This window comes from Kordiimonas lipolytica (genome assembly GCF_001550065.1).
In genome coordinates this window covers 64702-78817 of the sequence record NZ_LRUB01000017.1, presented here as the reverse complement: position 1 = coordinate 78817, position 14116 = coordinate 64702, and the positions used below count along the sequence as shown (strand labels likewise).

The 14116-nt window shown below is 56.5% G+C and carries 13 protein-coding genes; 11 read left to right on the top strand and 2 right to left on the bottom strand.

Features of this window, described 5'->3' with window-relative positions:
- Nucleotides 1-98: 98 nt before the first annotated feature.
- Complete coding sequence (locus KORM41_RS08365) at nucleotides 99-464, bottom strand: DUF962 domain-containing protein (protein WP_068143364.1); 366 nt, start codon at nucleotides 462-464, stop codon at nucleotides 99-101.
- A 217-nt stretch (nucleotides 465-681) separates the two neighbouring features.
- Between KORM41_RS08365 and KORM41_RS08360 the strand changes: the two genes are divergently transcribed.
- The 7 genes from KORM41_RS08360 (at nucleotide 682) to KORM41_RS08330 (ending at nucleotide 9729) form a co-directional block, all read left to right on the top strand.
- A complete protein-coding gene (locus tag KORM41_RS08360; RefSeq protein WP_068143362.1) occupies nucleotides 682-1125 on the top strand; it encodes a MerR family transcriptional regulator in 444 nt (147 codons plus the stop codon).
- Between the two features lie 49 nt (nucleotides 1126-1174).
- Nucleotides 1175-2968, top strand: coding sequence for an acyl-CoA dehydrogenase C-terminal domain-containing protein (locus KORM41_RS08355; RefSeq protein ID WP_068143359.1), 1794 nt, complete (start codon nucleotides 1175-1177; stop codon nucleotides 2966-2968).
- Between the two features lie 30 nt (nucleotides 2969-2998).
- Nucleotides 2999-4204, top strand: a complete 1206-nt coding sequence (locus KORM41_RS08350) for an acetyl-CoA C-acetyltransferase (RefSeq protein ID WP_068143357.1) — start codon at nucleotides 2999-3001, stop codon at nucleotides 4202-4204.
- Between the two features lie 24 nt (nucleotides 4205-4228).
- Nucleotides 4229-6445 (top strand): 3-hydroxyacyl-CoA dehydrogenase NAD-binding domain-containing protein, encoded by a 2217-nt coding sequence (locus tag KORM41_RS08345; protein WP_068143355.1) that lies wholly within the window; start codon nucleotides 4229-4231, stop codon nucleotides 6443-6445.
- Nucleotides 6446-6551: 106 nt separating this feature from the next.
- Nucleotides 6552-7454: a hypothetical protein gene (locus KORM41_RS08340; protein WP_068143353.1), complete on the top strand. Its 903-nt coding sequence runs from the start codon at nucleotides 6552-6554 to the stop codon at nucleotides 7452-7454.
- A gap of 125 nt (nucleotides 7455-7579) precedes the next feature.
- The gene (locus tag KORM41_RS08335) at nucleotides 7580-8935 is read left to right on the top strand and encodes a DUF4910 domain-containing protein (protein ID WP_068143351.1); all 1356 of its coding nucleotides are present in this window, start codon (nucleotides 7580-7582) and stop codon (nucleotides 8933-8935) included.
- The gene (locus tag KORM41_RS08330; protein WP_068143349.1) at nucleotides 8935-9729 is read left to right on the top strand and encodes a formyltransferase family protein; all 795 of its coding nucleotides are present in this window, start codon (nucleotides 8935-8937) and stop codon (nucleotides 9727-9729) included. The genes KORM41_RS08335 and KORM41_RS08330 overlap by 1 nt, the downstream gene beginning before the upstream one ends.
- On the opposite strand, the gene KORM41_RS08325 is transcribed toward KORM41_RS08330, so the two are convergent.
- Nucleotides 9726-10265: a Crp/Fnr family transcriptional regulator gene (locus tag KORM41_RS08325; protein ID WP_068143347.1), complete on the bottom strand. Its 540-nt coding sequence runs from the start codon at nucleotides 10263-10265 to the stop codon at nucleotides 9726-9728. The two genes, KORM41_RS08330 and KORM41_RS08325, sit on opposite strands and share 4 nt — an antisense overlap.
- 80 nt (nucleotides 10266-10345) lie before the next feature.
- Between KORM41_RS08325 and KORM41_RS08320 the strand changes: the two genes are divergently transcribed.
- From KORM41_RS08320 to KORM41_RS08305, 4 genes are all read left to right on the top strand, one after another.
- Nucleotides 10346-11080 (top strand): SDR family oxidoreductase, encoded by a 735-nt coding sequence (locus KORM41_RS08320; protein WP_068143345.1) that lies wholly within the window; start codon nucleotides 10346-10348, stop codon nucleotides 11078-11080.
- A gap of 1 nt (nucleotide 11081) precedes the next feature.
- Complete coding sequence (locus KORM41_RS08315; protein ID WP_068143342.1) at nucleotides 11082-11735, top strand: TVP38/TMEM64 family protein; 654 nt, start codon at nucleotides 11082-11084, stop codon at nucleotides 11733-11735.
- Nucleotides 11736-11823: 88 nt separating this feature from the next.
- Nucleotides 11824-12465: a B3/B4 domain-containing protein gene (locus KORM41_RS08310; protein ID WP_068143339.1), complete on the top strand. Its 642-nt coding sequence runs from the start codon at nucleotides 11824-11826 to the stop codon at nucleotides 12463-12465.
- A gap of 91 nt (nucleotides 12466-12556) precedes the next feature.
- Nucleotides 12557-14053 carry a hypothetical protein gene (locus tag KORM41_RS08305; protein ID WP_068143336.1) on the top strand — a complete coding sequence of 499 codons (1497 nt, stop codon included), beginning with the start codon at nucleotides 12557-12559 and terminating at the stop codon, nucleotides 14051-14053.
- The last annotated feature ends 63 nt before the right edge of the window (nucleotides 14054-14116 follow it).

The window sequence follows — 14116 nt, the reverse complement described above, 5'->3', positions numbered from 1 at the left end:
TCCAAAAGATGGACCGCGGACGACTTAAGGCTAAGACCTACCGAAACTAATTGTAAAATGCAAACAAAGGCCTAACGAAATAGGGCCTTTATGTGCCTTTACGCGCCAGTGACGCCTTTGCTGTTGCGGCGACCATACTGTGCAAGCGCATCTTCAAGTGCCGGGCCAAGCCTTCCAGTGATCCAAAGGCTGTACATTTTATAGTCCCCGATCAGGGACCATTTCCAATAATCAAATGTCGCAGGCTTGTTCTTCTCAAACACGAAATGGCCAACCCAGGCAAAGCTGTAGCCACACAGCGGCACCACCAGAAGCAGCCACCAATTCTGGCTGTAAAGGGCATAAAGCAAAACCAGTGTCGCCAATGTTGTGCCCATATAATGGAGCGCCCGACACACCGGGTCGGCGTGTTCGGCCAGATAGTAAGGGAAAAACTCCCGGAAACTGTCAAATTTTGGTGCCATTTTCTCTCCCCTTCGCAGGCTATTGCGGCCAAAGCCTCCCCCAAGGCCTCGAGTCGCACCTTCTTCAGCCATTGAAATATACCATTTCGGCCGAAATCAAACTCATGCGTCCAGAAAATATAAAGGATTTCCAAGAGTCTAGCAATTGTGATCGGATCAAGGTTGACGTTAACGTAAACGTCAACTATCTAATGGGGCACATTAGAGGGAACCTTTCATGCCTGCAGACAAGCCAAAAACATACTCTATCAAAGAGCTGGCCTGCGACTTCGGCGTGACGCCAAGAACGCTTCGTCACTATGAGGACCAGGGCCTGATTTCGCCCGAGCGCCAGGGCCAGAACCGCATCTACAGCGCTGAGGACCGCGTGCGCCTTGCCTGGATTTTGCGCGGCAAGCGCGTGGGCTTTTCACTGTCAGAGATCGGCGAGATGCTTGATCTCTACAATGTCGGCGATGGCCGCGAGACCCAGCGCGCCGTGACGGCTGAGCGCTGCCGCGAGCGTATTCGCGCACTGGAAGCCCAGCGGGACGACATCAACGCCACCATCGAGGAGCTTCAAGAATTCAGCGAGCTGATCTCCAATCTGGTCCGCGACAAGGACCGCGGCCTTTGGGTACGCCGGGACACCGGTGAACCGCTCGGTAAATATCAGCCGTAACAGACATTCATCGATTCATCAGAACACACAACATAGTTGAGGACCTAAAATGCCAATCTATCGCGCCCCTGTGAAAGACCAGCTCTTCATCCTGAATGAAGTGCTGAATATCGGCAAATATTCCAACCTGCCGGGCTATTCGGAAGCGACCCCAGACCTTGTGAGCGCCATCCTTGAGGAAGGCGCCAAATTCTGTGAGAACGAGCTTCAGCCGCTCAATTATTCCGGCGATCGCGAAGGCTGCACCCGTCATGAAGACGGCTCTGTCACCACGCCCAAGGGTTTCAAGGAAGCCTATCAGAAGTTCATTGAGAACGGCTGGCCAAGCCTGACGTCTGACCCTGAATATGGTGGTCAGGGCATGCCGCATGTGCTGGGCTTCTGCTTTGAAGAAATGATGATCAGCTCGAACCACGCTTTTGCCATGTATCCAGGCTTGGCCGCCGGCGCGCAAGCTGCGATCAGCATCGACGGGTCGGACGAACAGAAACAGACCTACCTGCCGAAAATGATCACCGGCGAATGGACCGGCACCATGAACCTGACGGAACCGCACTGCGGTACCGACCTGGGTATGCTGCGCACCAAAGCCGAGCCCAATGCAGATGGCTCCTACGCCATTTCCGGCACGAAAATCTTCATCTCCGCCGGCGACCACGACATGGCGGAAAACATCATCCACCTGGTGCTGGCGCGCCTGCCCGATGCCCCGAAGGGCGTGAAGGGTATCTCCCTCTTTATTGTGCCGAAATACAAGCTGAACGCAGACGGTACGCCGGGTGAATTCAACAATGTGAATGTGGCCTCCATCGAAGAAAAGATGGGTATTCACGGCAACTCCACGTGCGTTCTGAACTATGAGGGCTCCGAAGGCTATCTGATCGGCGAGCCGCACAAGGGTCTGAAGTCCATGTTCATCATGATGAACGCAGCACGGATCGGCGTTGGCATGCAGGGCCTTGCGAACTCTGAAGTCGCCTACCAGAACGCTGTTGAATACGCCCGCGACCGCATCCAGGGCCGCTCGCTCACGGGGCCGAAGAACCCGGACGGCCCGGCGGACCCGATTATCGTACATCCTGACGTGCGCCGCATGCTGATGAACGCCAAGGCGTTCAATGAGGCATCCCGCGCCGCCAGCCTATGGTGTGGCTTGCTCGTTGACCTTGTGCACAAGGCCGAAACCGAAGAAGAGCGCCAATGGGCGGACGATATGATCGGCCTCCTGACGCCAATCATCAAAGGCGTCTTCACCGACCGCGGCTTTGAGTATTGCGTGTCCAGCCAGCAGATCTTTGGTGGCCATGGCTATATCGCTGAAACCGGCATGGAACAGTTCGTGCGCGATGCCCGCATTGCACAAATCTATGAAGGCGCAAACGGCATCCAGGCGCTTGACCTGGTGGGCCGCAAGCTGCCAGCCAACGGTGGCCGCGCGATGCAGGCCTTCTTCAAATATGCCGGTGAAATCCGCGAAAGCGCCAAGGGCGACGACCGCCTGCGTCCATTCACTGACGCGCTTGGCTCTGGCCTGAAAGACCTTCAGCAAGCCACCATGTGGCTGATGCAAAACGGCATGGCCAACCCGGACAATGCCGGGGCCGCCTCCACGCCTTACATGCACCTCTTTGGTCATGTGCTTCTGGGCCTGATGTGGACCCAGATGGCAAAAGTTTCCACTGATGCGCTGGACGCGGGCACATCCGATCCTACCTTCTATGAGAACAAGCTGGCCACGGGTCGCTACTATATGAAGCGCCGCATGCCAGAGATCAAAGCATTGCTCGCTGAGCTTGAGACTGGCGCCGACGACGTCATGGCGCTCGACGCAGCGAACTTCTAAGCATAGGGATCCAAGGGGAGTTAATCCAAAATGACCGAAGCCTATATTTATGATGCCGTCAGGACGCCACGGGGCCGTGGCCGCAAGGATGGCAGCCTTCACGAAATCACACCGATCCAGCTGGCGACACAGGTTCTGCAGGCGGTGCGTGACAGGAACGAGATCGACACTGAAAATGTGGATGACATCGCTTTTGGCTGTGTTTCCCCTGTAGGTGAGCAAGGGGCGGATATCGCCCGCGTTGCCGCGATCAACGCAGGTTACGCTGAGACGACAGCTGGTTTTCAGGTAAACCGCTTCTGTGCCTCTGGCCTTGAAGCAACCAACATCGCGGCCGCAAAAATCATGTCAGGCGAGGCCGACATGGCCATCGGCGGCGGTGTCGAAAGCATGAGCCGCGTGCCTATGGGCAGCGACGGCGGCGCATGGCCAGTTGACCCATCTGTCGCTTTCCACAGCTATTTCGTACCGCAAGGTGTTTCGGCTGACCTTATCGCCACCAAATACGGCCACAGCCGCGATGACGTAGATGCCTATGCTGTTGAAAGCCAGAAGCGTGCGAAAATGGCTTGGGACGAAGGCCGTTTCTCCAAGTCCATCGTGCCGGTCAAGGACGTTGTCGGCATGACTGTGCTGGACCATGACGAGTTCATGCGCCCAGAGACAACCATGCAAAGCCTTGGCGCCCTGAAGCCAAGCTTCGTGCAGATGGGCGAGTTCGGCTTCGACAATGTGGCCCTACAGAAATACCCTGAGTATGAGCGCATCAACCACGTGCATCATGCGGGCAACTCTTCCGGCATCGTGGACGGTGCCGCTGCTATCCTTCTCGGCAGCAAGGAAATGGGGGAGAAGTTCGGCCTGAAGCCTCGTGCCCGCATCCGTTCAATGGCGTCTATCGGCTCTGAGCCAACTATCATGCTGACAGGCCCTGAATTCGCGGCCCAGAAAGCCCTTAAGCGCGCCGGCATGGACAAATCCGATATTGATGTGTGGGAGCTTAACGAAGCCTTCGCGTCTGTTGTTCTGCGTTTCATGGAAGCGCTGGATATCGACCATAGCGACATCAACGTGAACGGCGGCGCAATCGCCATGGGCCACCCGCTCGGCGCGACCGGCGCAATGATCCTGGGTACGGTTCTCGATGAGCTGGAGCGCTCCGGCAAATCCACCGCGCTCGCAACACTTTGCATCGGCGCCGGCATGGGCACCGCAACCATCATCGAACGTGTTTAAGAAGCGCAAGGGGAGTTTAAACCAATGACTGAGACCATCCGCTATGAAGTAGACGGCGACGGCATCGCGCTTCTGACGATCGACCTGCCAAACGCCAACATGAATGTTTTCAACGCGCAACTCATTGAAGATCTGGACGCGTGTGTGGACAAAGTGCTGGCCGACGAAAACGTCAAGGGCGCTGTAATCACCTCCGGCAAGGATGCGTTCCTCGCTGGCGCTGACCTCAATATGCTCGGCAGCGCGGACGCCAACCAGACGCCTGAGCAGGCGTTTGAGAACGCTTTCCGTCTGAACAAAATTTTCCGCAAAATGGAAACTGGCGACAAAGACCGCAAGGTACTGATGAAGGAAGGCACCAAGCCTTTCGCAGCAGCCGTGAACGGCCTCGCGCTCGGCGGCGGGTTCGAGCTGGTGCTTGCCTGCCACCACCGCGTGATCTCCGACACCCCTGCCATGCAACTTGGCTTCCCAGAAGTGATGGTTGGCCTGCTGCCTGGTGCTGGCGGCACTCAGCGCCTGCCACGCCTGACGGGCATTCAGGCAGCGGCGCAAGCCATCACCACCGGCAAGCCATATAATGGCCAGATCGCCATGGGCCTTGGCATCGTTCAGGAAATGGTGCCCACCGACCAGGTTGTCGCTAAGGCCAAGGAATGGGTCAAGAAAACGCCATCCGCGCTTGCCCCATGGGACAAGAAAGGCTTCAAATATCCGGGCGGTGCAGGTGCCATGAACCCGGCGGCCGTTCAGACCTTCATTGGCGCGAACGCCATGGCGCAAAAGCAGACACAGCACAACTACCCAGCTGTGGAAGCGATTCTCTCGTGCCTTTATGAAGGAGGCATTGTTGATTTCGACACCGCAATCCGGATCGAGAGCAAATATTTCATGAAGCTCCTCTCGGGCCCTGTGGCACCGAACATGATCCGCAGCCTGTTCATCAACAAGCAGGCCGTTGAAAAGGGTTCGCTCCGCCCCGCTGGGTTTGAGCGCAAGAAAGTGAAGCGCCTTGGTATGCTGGGCGCGGGCCTGATGGGCGCAGGTGTTGCCTATGTTTCCGCAAAAGCCGGCATGGAAGTGGTGCTTCTGGACCGCGACATGGCCGCTGCTGAAAAAGGCAAGGACTATAGCCGCAACCTGGTCAAGAAAGGCATGGAGCGCGGCAAGGTAACCCAGGAAAAGGGCGACGCCCTTCTTGAGCGCATCATCCCGACCGACAATTACGACGACCTGAAGGATTGCGACCTGATCATCGAGGCCGTGTTTGAGGCCGAAGACATCAAGAAGGACGTTACGGAAAAGACCGAAGCGGTTATCGGCAAGGATGTAGTGTTCGCCTCGAACACCTCCACACTGCCGATCACGGGCCTGGCGAAAAACTTCACCCGCCCGCACCAGTTCATCGGCATTCACTTCTTCTCGCCGGTGGACAAAATGCCGCTTGTTGAGATCATCATGGGTGAAAAGACCGACGACGCAACGCTTGCGCTCGCGCTCGATTATGTCTCCCAGATCAAGAAGACCCCGATTGTCGTGAACGACAGCCGCGGCTTCTACACCAGCCGCTGCTTCGGCACCTACGTGCAGGAAGGCTATGCGATGGTCAAGGAAGGCGTGAACCCGGCGCTCATCGAGAACGCAGGCAAGATGGCCGGCATGCCGGTTGGCCCGCTGGCGGTTGGCGACGAAGTGGCGATCGACCTTTCCTACAAAGTGGGCATGGCGACAAGGAAAGCCCTTGGCGACAAATATGTCCCAAGCCCTGCTGACGGGTTCGTTGAAACCATGGTGGAAAAGCTGGAGCGCTTCGGCCGCAAGAACGGCAAGGGTGCCTATGACTATCCGACCGACGGTAGCCCCAAGCACCTGTGGCCTGGCCTTGCCGAGCACTTCCCGCTGGCGGACGACCAGCCAAGCGTTGACGAGGTGAAATCCCGCCTGATGGTGCGCATGGCTGTTGAATGCGCGCGCTGCTTCGAGGAAGGCGTCCTGCGCGACACGGCCTCGGGCGACATCGGCGCCATCTTCGGCTGGGGCTTCGCGCCCTTCACCGGCGGCCCGTTCAGCTTCATCGACACCATGGGCGTGGATGAGTTCGTGGCAGAAGCCGACCGCCTGGCGCAAGCCTACGGTGCCCGCTTCACGCCGCCGCAGCTTCTGCGCGACATGGCCGACAAGGGCGAGACCTTCTACACGAAGGGCGACAGCCGCGGGAAAATCCCGGCCAAGGCTGCGTAAAACAGATCAGCCAGTTAAATGTCAGTTTCTGGCGCTGTATCGAGTATCAAAGGGGTCGCTTAGGCGGCCCCTTTTTGTTAGCGTGCTGGAAACCATGGGGGAAATAATGAAATTCTTGCTCTTTCTGATCGCCGGTTTTCTGATCACAAACTCGCCCGCCACCGCGACACAAAACCCTGCCTCGCTAGAACAAATTAACTACACAGCTATAACACCGCTCAAAGCAATTTATTCTGAGGCCGAGGTCGCAGTTTACACAGCGAAACTCAATAATTGGCTCAACGCAAACATTGATAGAATCTCAGAAGATCGCCTACCCCAAATTCGTGAACACCTGTATTACCTGATCAATTCTCACAATAAGAACCAATATGGCGGGGTTGCAACCGCACCAATAGGCGAACCGGACCTTATATTGGCCACGCTCTTTTCATGGGCGGAGCGGTTAGGTGTTTATGGTGGGTCTATGGTTTATGAAGCAGTCAAGCCATTGAAGATGGGACCAATCCCCTCTTCTCGCCATGTACCAGATTCATTCACTCTCACCTTTGAAAATGGCATGCTTCAAGTTGGCTCCAAAACAGGAGCATGGCATACGCGAGTTCCTTACTATTTTATGGTTGGCGACTTGCGCGATTTCACAGCCAACAATGGCCAACAGACCCAATTGGCGATTATATCCACGGGCTCGGCGCACCATGAAGGCAAAGACGGGCATTCACAAGCGACCCTGATGCTTATCTACACCGCAGATTCTGACGAAGAAAAGTTCAAGTCTTTCTGGACGCAGCAATTTGGAATGTCCGCTGGGACAACCAAACTGAAAATCCCAAGCACACCACTTACCAGCGATCATATTCTGGATGAGGCCACAGCTTTGCACAAAGAATTTGTATCTTGGCCTACATCGAATGGCGTTATCGGCGTCGCATATATGGGGATAAACGGTACATACCAGCATAATCGGCCCCATTTCTCTGAGTTTTTGGCCGCCATTCAGACAAAGTGAGCCCTAGGGAAGGACAGCCCTGTTAGTTGTTTGTTTTGACCTTACGACATCGTTGGCATGGTGCTTGCTGAGCTTTAGATCGAAGAAAACCATATTTTTCAGAAATTTGAGTGTAGGCTTCTTGCATGTTTGACCGCTTTCAGACGGATTTCGACCTCCTTGACCAGAGTTTCGACCACCTTTTTCCGCTTTTCCGTTCGATCACCGGGCCGGGAATTGAGGCGTCCATCGACTATTTCAGGCAATTTATGCCCCTGGAAGTCAAAAAGATTCCTACCGGTTCGGAGGTGTTCGACTGGACGGTGCCGCCTGAGTGGCACTGCAAGCGAGCCCGCCTTTGGGCGCCCGACGGCACGCTTCTATGCGACACAGAGGTGAACAACCTGTCGGTCGTGAACTATGCGGAGCCGGTGGACGGCACCTTCAGCCTTGAAGAACTAGAGCCGCATCTCCACAGCCTGCCCGATCTTCCCGACGCCATCCCGTATGTGACAAGCTACTATAAGCGCACCTGGGGCTTTTGCATGAGCCACGAGACGCGGCAATCGTTGCAGCCCGGCCAGTACCGTGTGTTGATCGAGAGCGACTTCAAGGACGGCGGCGTTCCCTACGCCACGTGCGTTTTGCCCGGCGACAGCGACAGGGAAATCATGCTGACAAGCTATCTGTGCCACCCGTCGCTGGCCAACAATGAGCTGAGCGGTCCGCTGACGCTTCTCGCACTCTATCGCCGCATCAAGGCTTGGCCCAAGCGGCGCTATAGCTATCGCTTCGTGCTAAATCCAGAGACCATCGGGTCTCTTTGCTTCCTCTATGATTATCACAACCACCTTCGGGAAAAGCTGGAAGCGGGCCTGATTGTGACCTGTATCGGCGGCGGCGCACCCGGCCTGCGCTATAAGGCCAGCCGACGCGGCAACAGCCTTTTTGATTCGTTGGCCATGCGCTTCACGAATGGGAAAGAAGAAGGCCCTTTGCCATTCAGCTATATGGATTTCACCCCCACCGGCGGCAGTGATGAACGGCAATATTGTGCGCCCGGCTTTAACCTGCCGATGGGACAGGTGGCACGCGCAGCATATGGATTTTATGACGGCTACCACAATTCGCACGACACCAAAGACTTCATGGGCATCGACAATCTTGTGGAAAGCGTTGACGCGCTAGAACACTTCCTGTCACTTGGTGAGATTGCTGGCAACCCGGTCAATCATTCGCCTTTTGGCGAACCACAGCTTGGGAAACGTAATCTCTACCCCAACATGAATTCCGAAAAGACACGATCGGATTCAAACGATGCCTTGTCAGACGGTCGAACCAGCCTGGAGCGGCTTCTGTGGGTTCTCAATATGGCGGACGGGCAAACCTCCCTTGCGGAAATTGCCGACAAGTGCGGTTGCAGCATTGGCGAGTTGAAGGGCATCATTGAACGGTTGGAAGAAGAAAAGCTGATTTCCTATCACCAGAAGGACCCTGTCTGATGAAAATCGTTTTCTTCACCGGCAATCACAGGCGTCACGCCTTCATGGCTCGCACCCTAGCCGCCACCGGCCACCTGGCAGCCATCATTCGCGAGGAGCGCGCCTTGTTCCTGCCGGAGCCGCCGGAAGATCTCGCACCCGACCTGCAGGCCCTGTACCGAACGCATTTCGAACGCCATATCGCCAGCGAAGAAAAGTTCTACGGCCTGGCCGAATGGCCCGATGTGCCGCTGATGTCCATTGACCCGGCCGACTGTAATAGCAAAGAAGTGCAGGCTTTCATCAAGAAGCAGGCACCCGATCTCTTGTTGTCCTATGGCTGCCACAAGCTGTCGGACGAAACGCTGGCTTGTGCCACGAGCGAGCGCTGGAACATCCATGGCGGCCTGTCCCCCTGGTACAAGGGCGCTATTACTCATTTCTGGCCCAGTTACATGCTGGAGCCGCAGATGACCGGCATGACACTGCATGATCTGACCAACCAACTGGACGCTGGTGCCGTAGTTCACCAATGCGTCGCCGAACTGGTTCGCGGCGATGGCCTGCATGACCTGGCCTGTCGCGCCGTTTTGAGCCTGGCAGCCGACCTGCCTGCGCTTGTCGCGCGCCTCGCGGCCGGGCACGAGATTGCCAAAAAAGACCACAAGACATCCGGCAAGCTTTGGCCATCCGGAGATTGGAGGCCCGAACACCTTAGGATGGTCTATGAAGTGTACGGTGATCGGATTGTCGATATGTATCTAGACGGCAAGATCGAACAGCGCGCGCCGAGCCTGCATCGCCAGCCTCTTTAAGTCGCGCCCCGTTCAGCAAGCCGCTTCTTGATCCGACTAAGGGCCACAGGCGTGATGCCAAGATAAAGCGCGATGTCCTGCTGGGGCACGCGTGACGTCAGCTCAGGCATGCGCTTTAGCAGGCGTCGGTAGCGTTCCTCGGCCGACAGGCACAGAAGTTCATATTCCCGGCGCTCTTTCTTCATCGCAAGTTCCAGGAGCAGGCCGGTCACCATGTCTGATAATGCGGGCGAATGCGCTGCCTTCTCACGCAGGGCACTAAAAGAGAAGCGCATCAATGTGCAATCCTCAAGGCACACAAGGCTGAAGGTATTGGGTTCCGCCGCAACCGCTGCCGTCAGGCTGCCGATCACCTTGCCCTGATCCATGAAAGACTTGATCTGCTCCCCACCGCTTTCTGTCAGGTAATAGGCCTTGAGGAAACCCGCCTTCACGAAATAAAGGCTGCGGTCCGCGTCGCCCTGCCGAAAGACATGGTCACCCCGCACAAACTGGCGCGTCTCTGCATGCTCATTCAGGAATTCGGAAAAATCCATCGCCTCTTAACCCAGGTTAATGCCGCCCCATTGGCCGCGCCTTATGGTCCGCACACAAATAAGGAACAAGCGAGGCGAAAATGCAATTTCAATTGAAGGATAAGCGGATTCTGGTCACGGGCGGCACGTCGGGCGTGGGGCGCGCGCTTGTGGAGATGCTCTGCCATGAAAACCAGGTGATCGTACTGGGCCGTAGCAAAGAGAAACTTCAGAAACTGGCACAGGCCGCGCCAAATGTTACGACCATCCGCGCCGACCTTACAGACCTTCAGGCCTTGCGCGCCGCAATCAAGCACCTGCAAACTTTGGGGCCAATTGATGTCCTGATCAACAATGCCGCCATCCAGCATACGCCCCTGTTCACGGACCCGGGTTTCAACCCAGCATCCATCGCGGAAGAGGTCACGACCAATTTCACCAGCGTCTGCTACCTGATCCATGGCCTGCTGCCCTGCCTTGAGGCCGCAGGAGACGCCCGCATCCTGAATATCAACTCAGCCCTCGGCTTGGTACCAAAGAAAAGCTCTGCTGTTTACTGCGCCACCAAAGGCGCGCTCAACATCCTGACGCAGTCGCTGAGGTATCAGCTTGAAGACACGGGGGTTGAGATTCAGCAGGCTTTCCTGCCCCTTGTTGACACGGCCATGACCACAGGCCGGGGCAGCGGCAAGATATCCCCGTTGGAGGCCGCGCAGGGCATCCTAAAGGGGCTTGAGCGCGGGACTCCGGACAACTTCATTGGCAAAGTGAAATTGCTGATGTTCATCCGCCGCCTGAGCCCGGCACTGGCCGCACGCATCCTGAAGGGAGCATGACATGGCAGCCCTTGTGAAAATATTCCTGATGCTGGCGCTCGCCTTCGCATCAACATTTGTGGTGCTGAAAGCCACTGGCATTCTTTCTGTCGCGCAGATCGAAGGCTGGCTTGATGCCGCCTCGAACCTGTCGCCGGGCCTTGTCGCCGCCATCATCGCCGCCCTTTTGTTTGCAGACCTGTTCATCGCCATGCCAACCCTGACGCTATGCCTGCTCGCGGGCTATTTTCTGGGCTTTGGCGTCGGCAGCATGGCGTCTATCACCGGCCTGACGTTGGCAGGCATAGCGGGCCACGGCCTGAGCCGCCTGTATGGCGACAAGCTTCTCGCGCGCATTGCCCGAAACCCACAGCAAGTGGCTGAAGCCAAGGACATGTTCCAGAAGCACGGTTTCCTGATGATCCTGATCGGGCGCGCCATGCCCATCATCCCGGAAGTGTCAGCCTGCATGTCGGGTATCACGCGGATGCGCTTCAGCCGCTTCCTGACAGCATGGTGGCTGGGCACCGTCCCCTATTGCCTGATCGCGGCCTATGCCGGTTCAGTCAGCACGGTGGATGACCCCATGCCCGCCATCTATGCCGCGCTTACGCTCTCGGCCACCCTTTGGGGCGCCTGGTTCTATTTTCACCGGCGGATATGGGCCAAAATCTGAGCCCACACGCGGCCGGAAATTTGTGCTGCGGAGATTATGGCCTTTACGGAAACCGCCCGTTAAGATGGAGGTAGTCAGGGAGTATATTATGCCGCAGCTATCCATCGATCCCCGGTTTCAGGAACTTGGTTTTGCCGTCCATGTGGGCGCGCTTGATTATGATGTCGCTGTGCGGCCGTCACCGCCGGGCCTTGTTACCTCCATTGAGGACGGCGCAGAGATGCGGCTGCAGGAACTTTTGGGCGAAGCGGCGGCGAGCGACCCGGTGATCGCGAACGTGCGAGCCGCCTTCAAGGCCTGCGGCAAGGACCCGAGCCGCTACCGCCCGTCATCTGAATCCCTGACCCGCCGAGTGATCGCGGGCAAGCCCTTATATCAGGTCAATAATGTGGTCGACAGCGGCAACCTTGTGTCGCTGATGACCGGCATCCCGATCGGCATCTATGACACCGCCAAAATCGATGGCGATATGACGCTGACCATCGGTGCGAAAGGCGACACATACGAAGGCATCGGCCGCGGGCCGATCAACCTTGAGGGCCTACCGGTCCTGAAGGACGACAAAGGCCCCTTCGGCACCCCCTTTTCCGACAGCGCCCGCACGGCGGTGACGGAAGACACCACGCACATCGTAATGGTGCTTTTTGGCCTGAATATCGATATCGCGCACGTGGAAGCGGCAGCCGAGATCGGCGATACGCTGATCACCCGTTTCTGCGCACCGGACTGACCCCAGGGCAACCACCCGCATTTTTTAGCTTGATCCTTCCCTCCAATTATCATTATGTTATTCTATTACGTTAATGAAGTTGGGGAACATCATGCGATTGTTGGTTGGGGCATTGTTGCTGTTGCTGGGGGCTGTCAGCGCCAGGGCGGAAAGCGATATCGAGCTTCTGAACGCCACACTGGTGGCCAAGTTCCATTTCGCGGAAGAGGCACCTGACGGCCAGATGGTGGGGGCTTATCAGGTCAGCTTCCGCAACATTGGCGACACGCCGGTAAGCAAGATCTCCCTCCTTCTCAACCCCGGCCTGCAATTCGACAAAGTTGTGGGTCCAGGCGGCAAGACGCTCAAATTGACCAGCCGGGTTGCGTCCGCAACGGGTATGCGTCCGTTAGAGCTGAACGTCGCCGAGGTGACCCTGCCAAAATCGCTGCGCAAGGGTGAAAGCCGCTTGGAGATCGTAGTGCATTACCGCGGGTATCTGCAGGACCTCTCGCAGACCGGCCTCGTGGGGGTCAAGGAAACGCTGCACCCAGATTTCACCATGATCCGCGCCCAAAGCTTCGGCTATCCTGTGTTCGCAGACGCAGATAGGTTGTCCATCCAAGAGGCGTGGACCCACAAACCCTTTTATCAGGTCGCCTTCCTTGACGTGCCCGGCTTGAACTCCGTGGTCGGCAACCTGAAGATTGCCCAGAAAACCACCGATGGCGACATCACCAAGTTCGAAATGAAAAGCGAGCAACCCACCGGCCTGATGACACTCGCCATAGGGCCTTATAAGTTCATGCCGCAACCAGCGGCAAGCCTGGCGTATATGACTATGGACCAATCATCTGCAGCAGCTGTGGCCGTATCTCTGGAAAGGGAAATATCGAGCCTGTCGAATATTCTGGGTCCACTGCCAAATTCCAAACACCTTACAATCGCCGAAATCCCCGATGGATTTAAACACCCGCGCGACACCGGCCTTGCCCTGCTAACTCTGGATCAGATCAATGTCCCTGATTTGGCGCAAAAAACAGGACGGGTCCATCCAATTGAAGACAATACAGACGATATCTTTCAGGCCAATGGTGTCACTGGTCACCTGTCCGAAGGATTTGTACGATCAAACTTGATCGACCTATGGCGTTTGAACCCAAGAGGCAAGCAGGATCATTGGGCTGTTGGGATTGATCGGTATCTTCAGATTCGACTGAATGAAGAGGTCGCCCTCCCGCACTTGAGAAAAGGCGCTTACAGATCCGTCAGAGAATTCGCGTCCAAAGACCCAATGTTTTCAAAGACACCTTTGACCGAGTATGCAGTTGAAGGATTTGACAGCAAGATCAATACCGTCAGCACACTTACCTTCAATGTATTAGATGAACTCCTCGGCCGCGACGAGTTCTTCGCCCTGGTGCGCAGTATGCGCGCGGACCTGAGCGTCGGCTATGCCGATATGCAGTCTGTCGCAGACCATCTGGATATGCACATCAAAGACAAAAAGGCCCGCAAATTCGCGAACAACTGGTTCCAGAAAGGCCGCATCGGCAAGGATATGGCCAAGGCCGGAAGCTTCGAAGAGCTGGTCGCGCTCTACCGGTAAAAAATCACGGCAGCAAGGTGGCCCCCCGGCTGTTTCGCCCAATATAATGGAGCAGAACAGCCG

What these genes read in the sequence shown, in the direction of transcription:
- KORM41_RS08360 (WP_068143362.1), top strand. Translation starts at nt 682, where the DNA reads ATGCCTGCAGACAAGCCAAAAACATACTCTATCAAAGAGCTGGCCTGC.
- KORM41_RS08345 (WP_068143355.1), top strand. Translation starts at nt 4,229, where the DNA reads ATGACTGAGACCATCCGCTATGAAGTAGACGGCGACGGCATCGCGCTT.
- KORM41_RS08315 (WP_068143342.1), top strand. Translation starts at nt 11,082, where the DNA reads ATGGCAGCCCTTGTGAAAATATTCCTGATGCTGGCGCTCGCCTTCGCA.
- KORM41_RS08350 (WP_068143357.1), top strand. Translation starts at nt 2,999, where the DNA reads ATGACCGAAGCCTATATTTATGATGCCGTCAGGACGCCACGGGGCCGT.
- KORM41_RS08365 (WP_068143364.1), bottom strand. Translation starts at nt 464, where the DNA reads ATGGCACCAAAATTTGACAGTTTCCGGGAGTTTTTCCCTTACTATCTG.
- KORM41_RS08355 (WP_068143359.1), top strand. Translation starts at nt 1,175, where the DNA reads ATGCCAATCTATCGCGCCCCTGTGAAAGACCAGCTCTTCATCCTGAAT.
- KORM41_RS08320 (WP_068143345.1), top strand. Translation starts at nt 10,346, where the DNA reads ATGCAATTTCAATTGAAGGATAAGCGGATTCTGGTCACGGGCGGCACG.
- KORM41_RS08330 (WP_068143349.1), top strand. Translation starts at nt 8,935, where the DNA reads ATGAAAATCGTTTTCTTCACCGGCAATCACAGGCGTCACGCCTTCATG.
- KORM41_RS08335 (WP_068143351.1), top strand. Translation starts at nt 7,580, where the DNA reads ATGTTTGACCGCTTTCAGACGGATTTCGACCTCCTTGACCAGAGTTTC.
- KORM41_RS08305 (WP_068143336.1), top strand. Translation starts at nt 12,557, where the DNA reads ATGCGATTGTTGGTTGGGGCATTGTTGCTGTTGCTGGGGGCTGTCAGC.
- KORM41_RS08325 (WP_068143347.1), bottom strand. Translation starts at nt 10,265, where the DNA reads ATGGATTTTTCCGAATTCCTGAATGAGCATGCAGAGACGCGCCAGTTT.
- KORM41_RS08340 (WP_068143353.1), top strand. Translation starts at nt 6,552, where the DNA reads ATGAAATTCTTGCTCTTTCTGATCGCCGGTTTTCTGATCACAAACTCG.
- KORM41_RS08310 (WP_068143339.1), top strand. Translation starts at nt 11,824, where the DNA reads ATGCCGCAGCTATCCATCGATCCCCGGTTTCAGGAACTTGGTTTTGCC.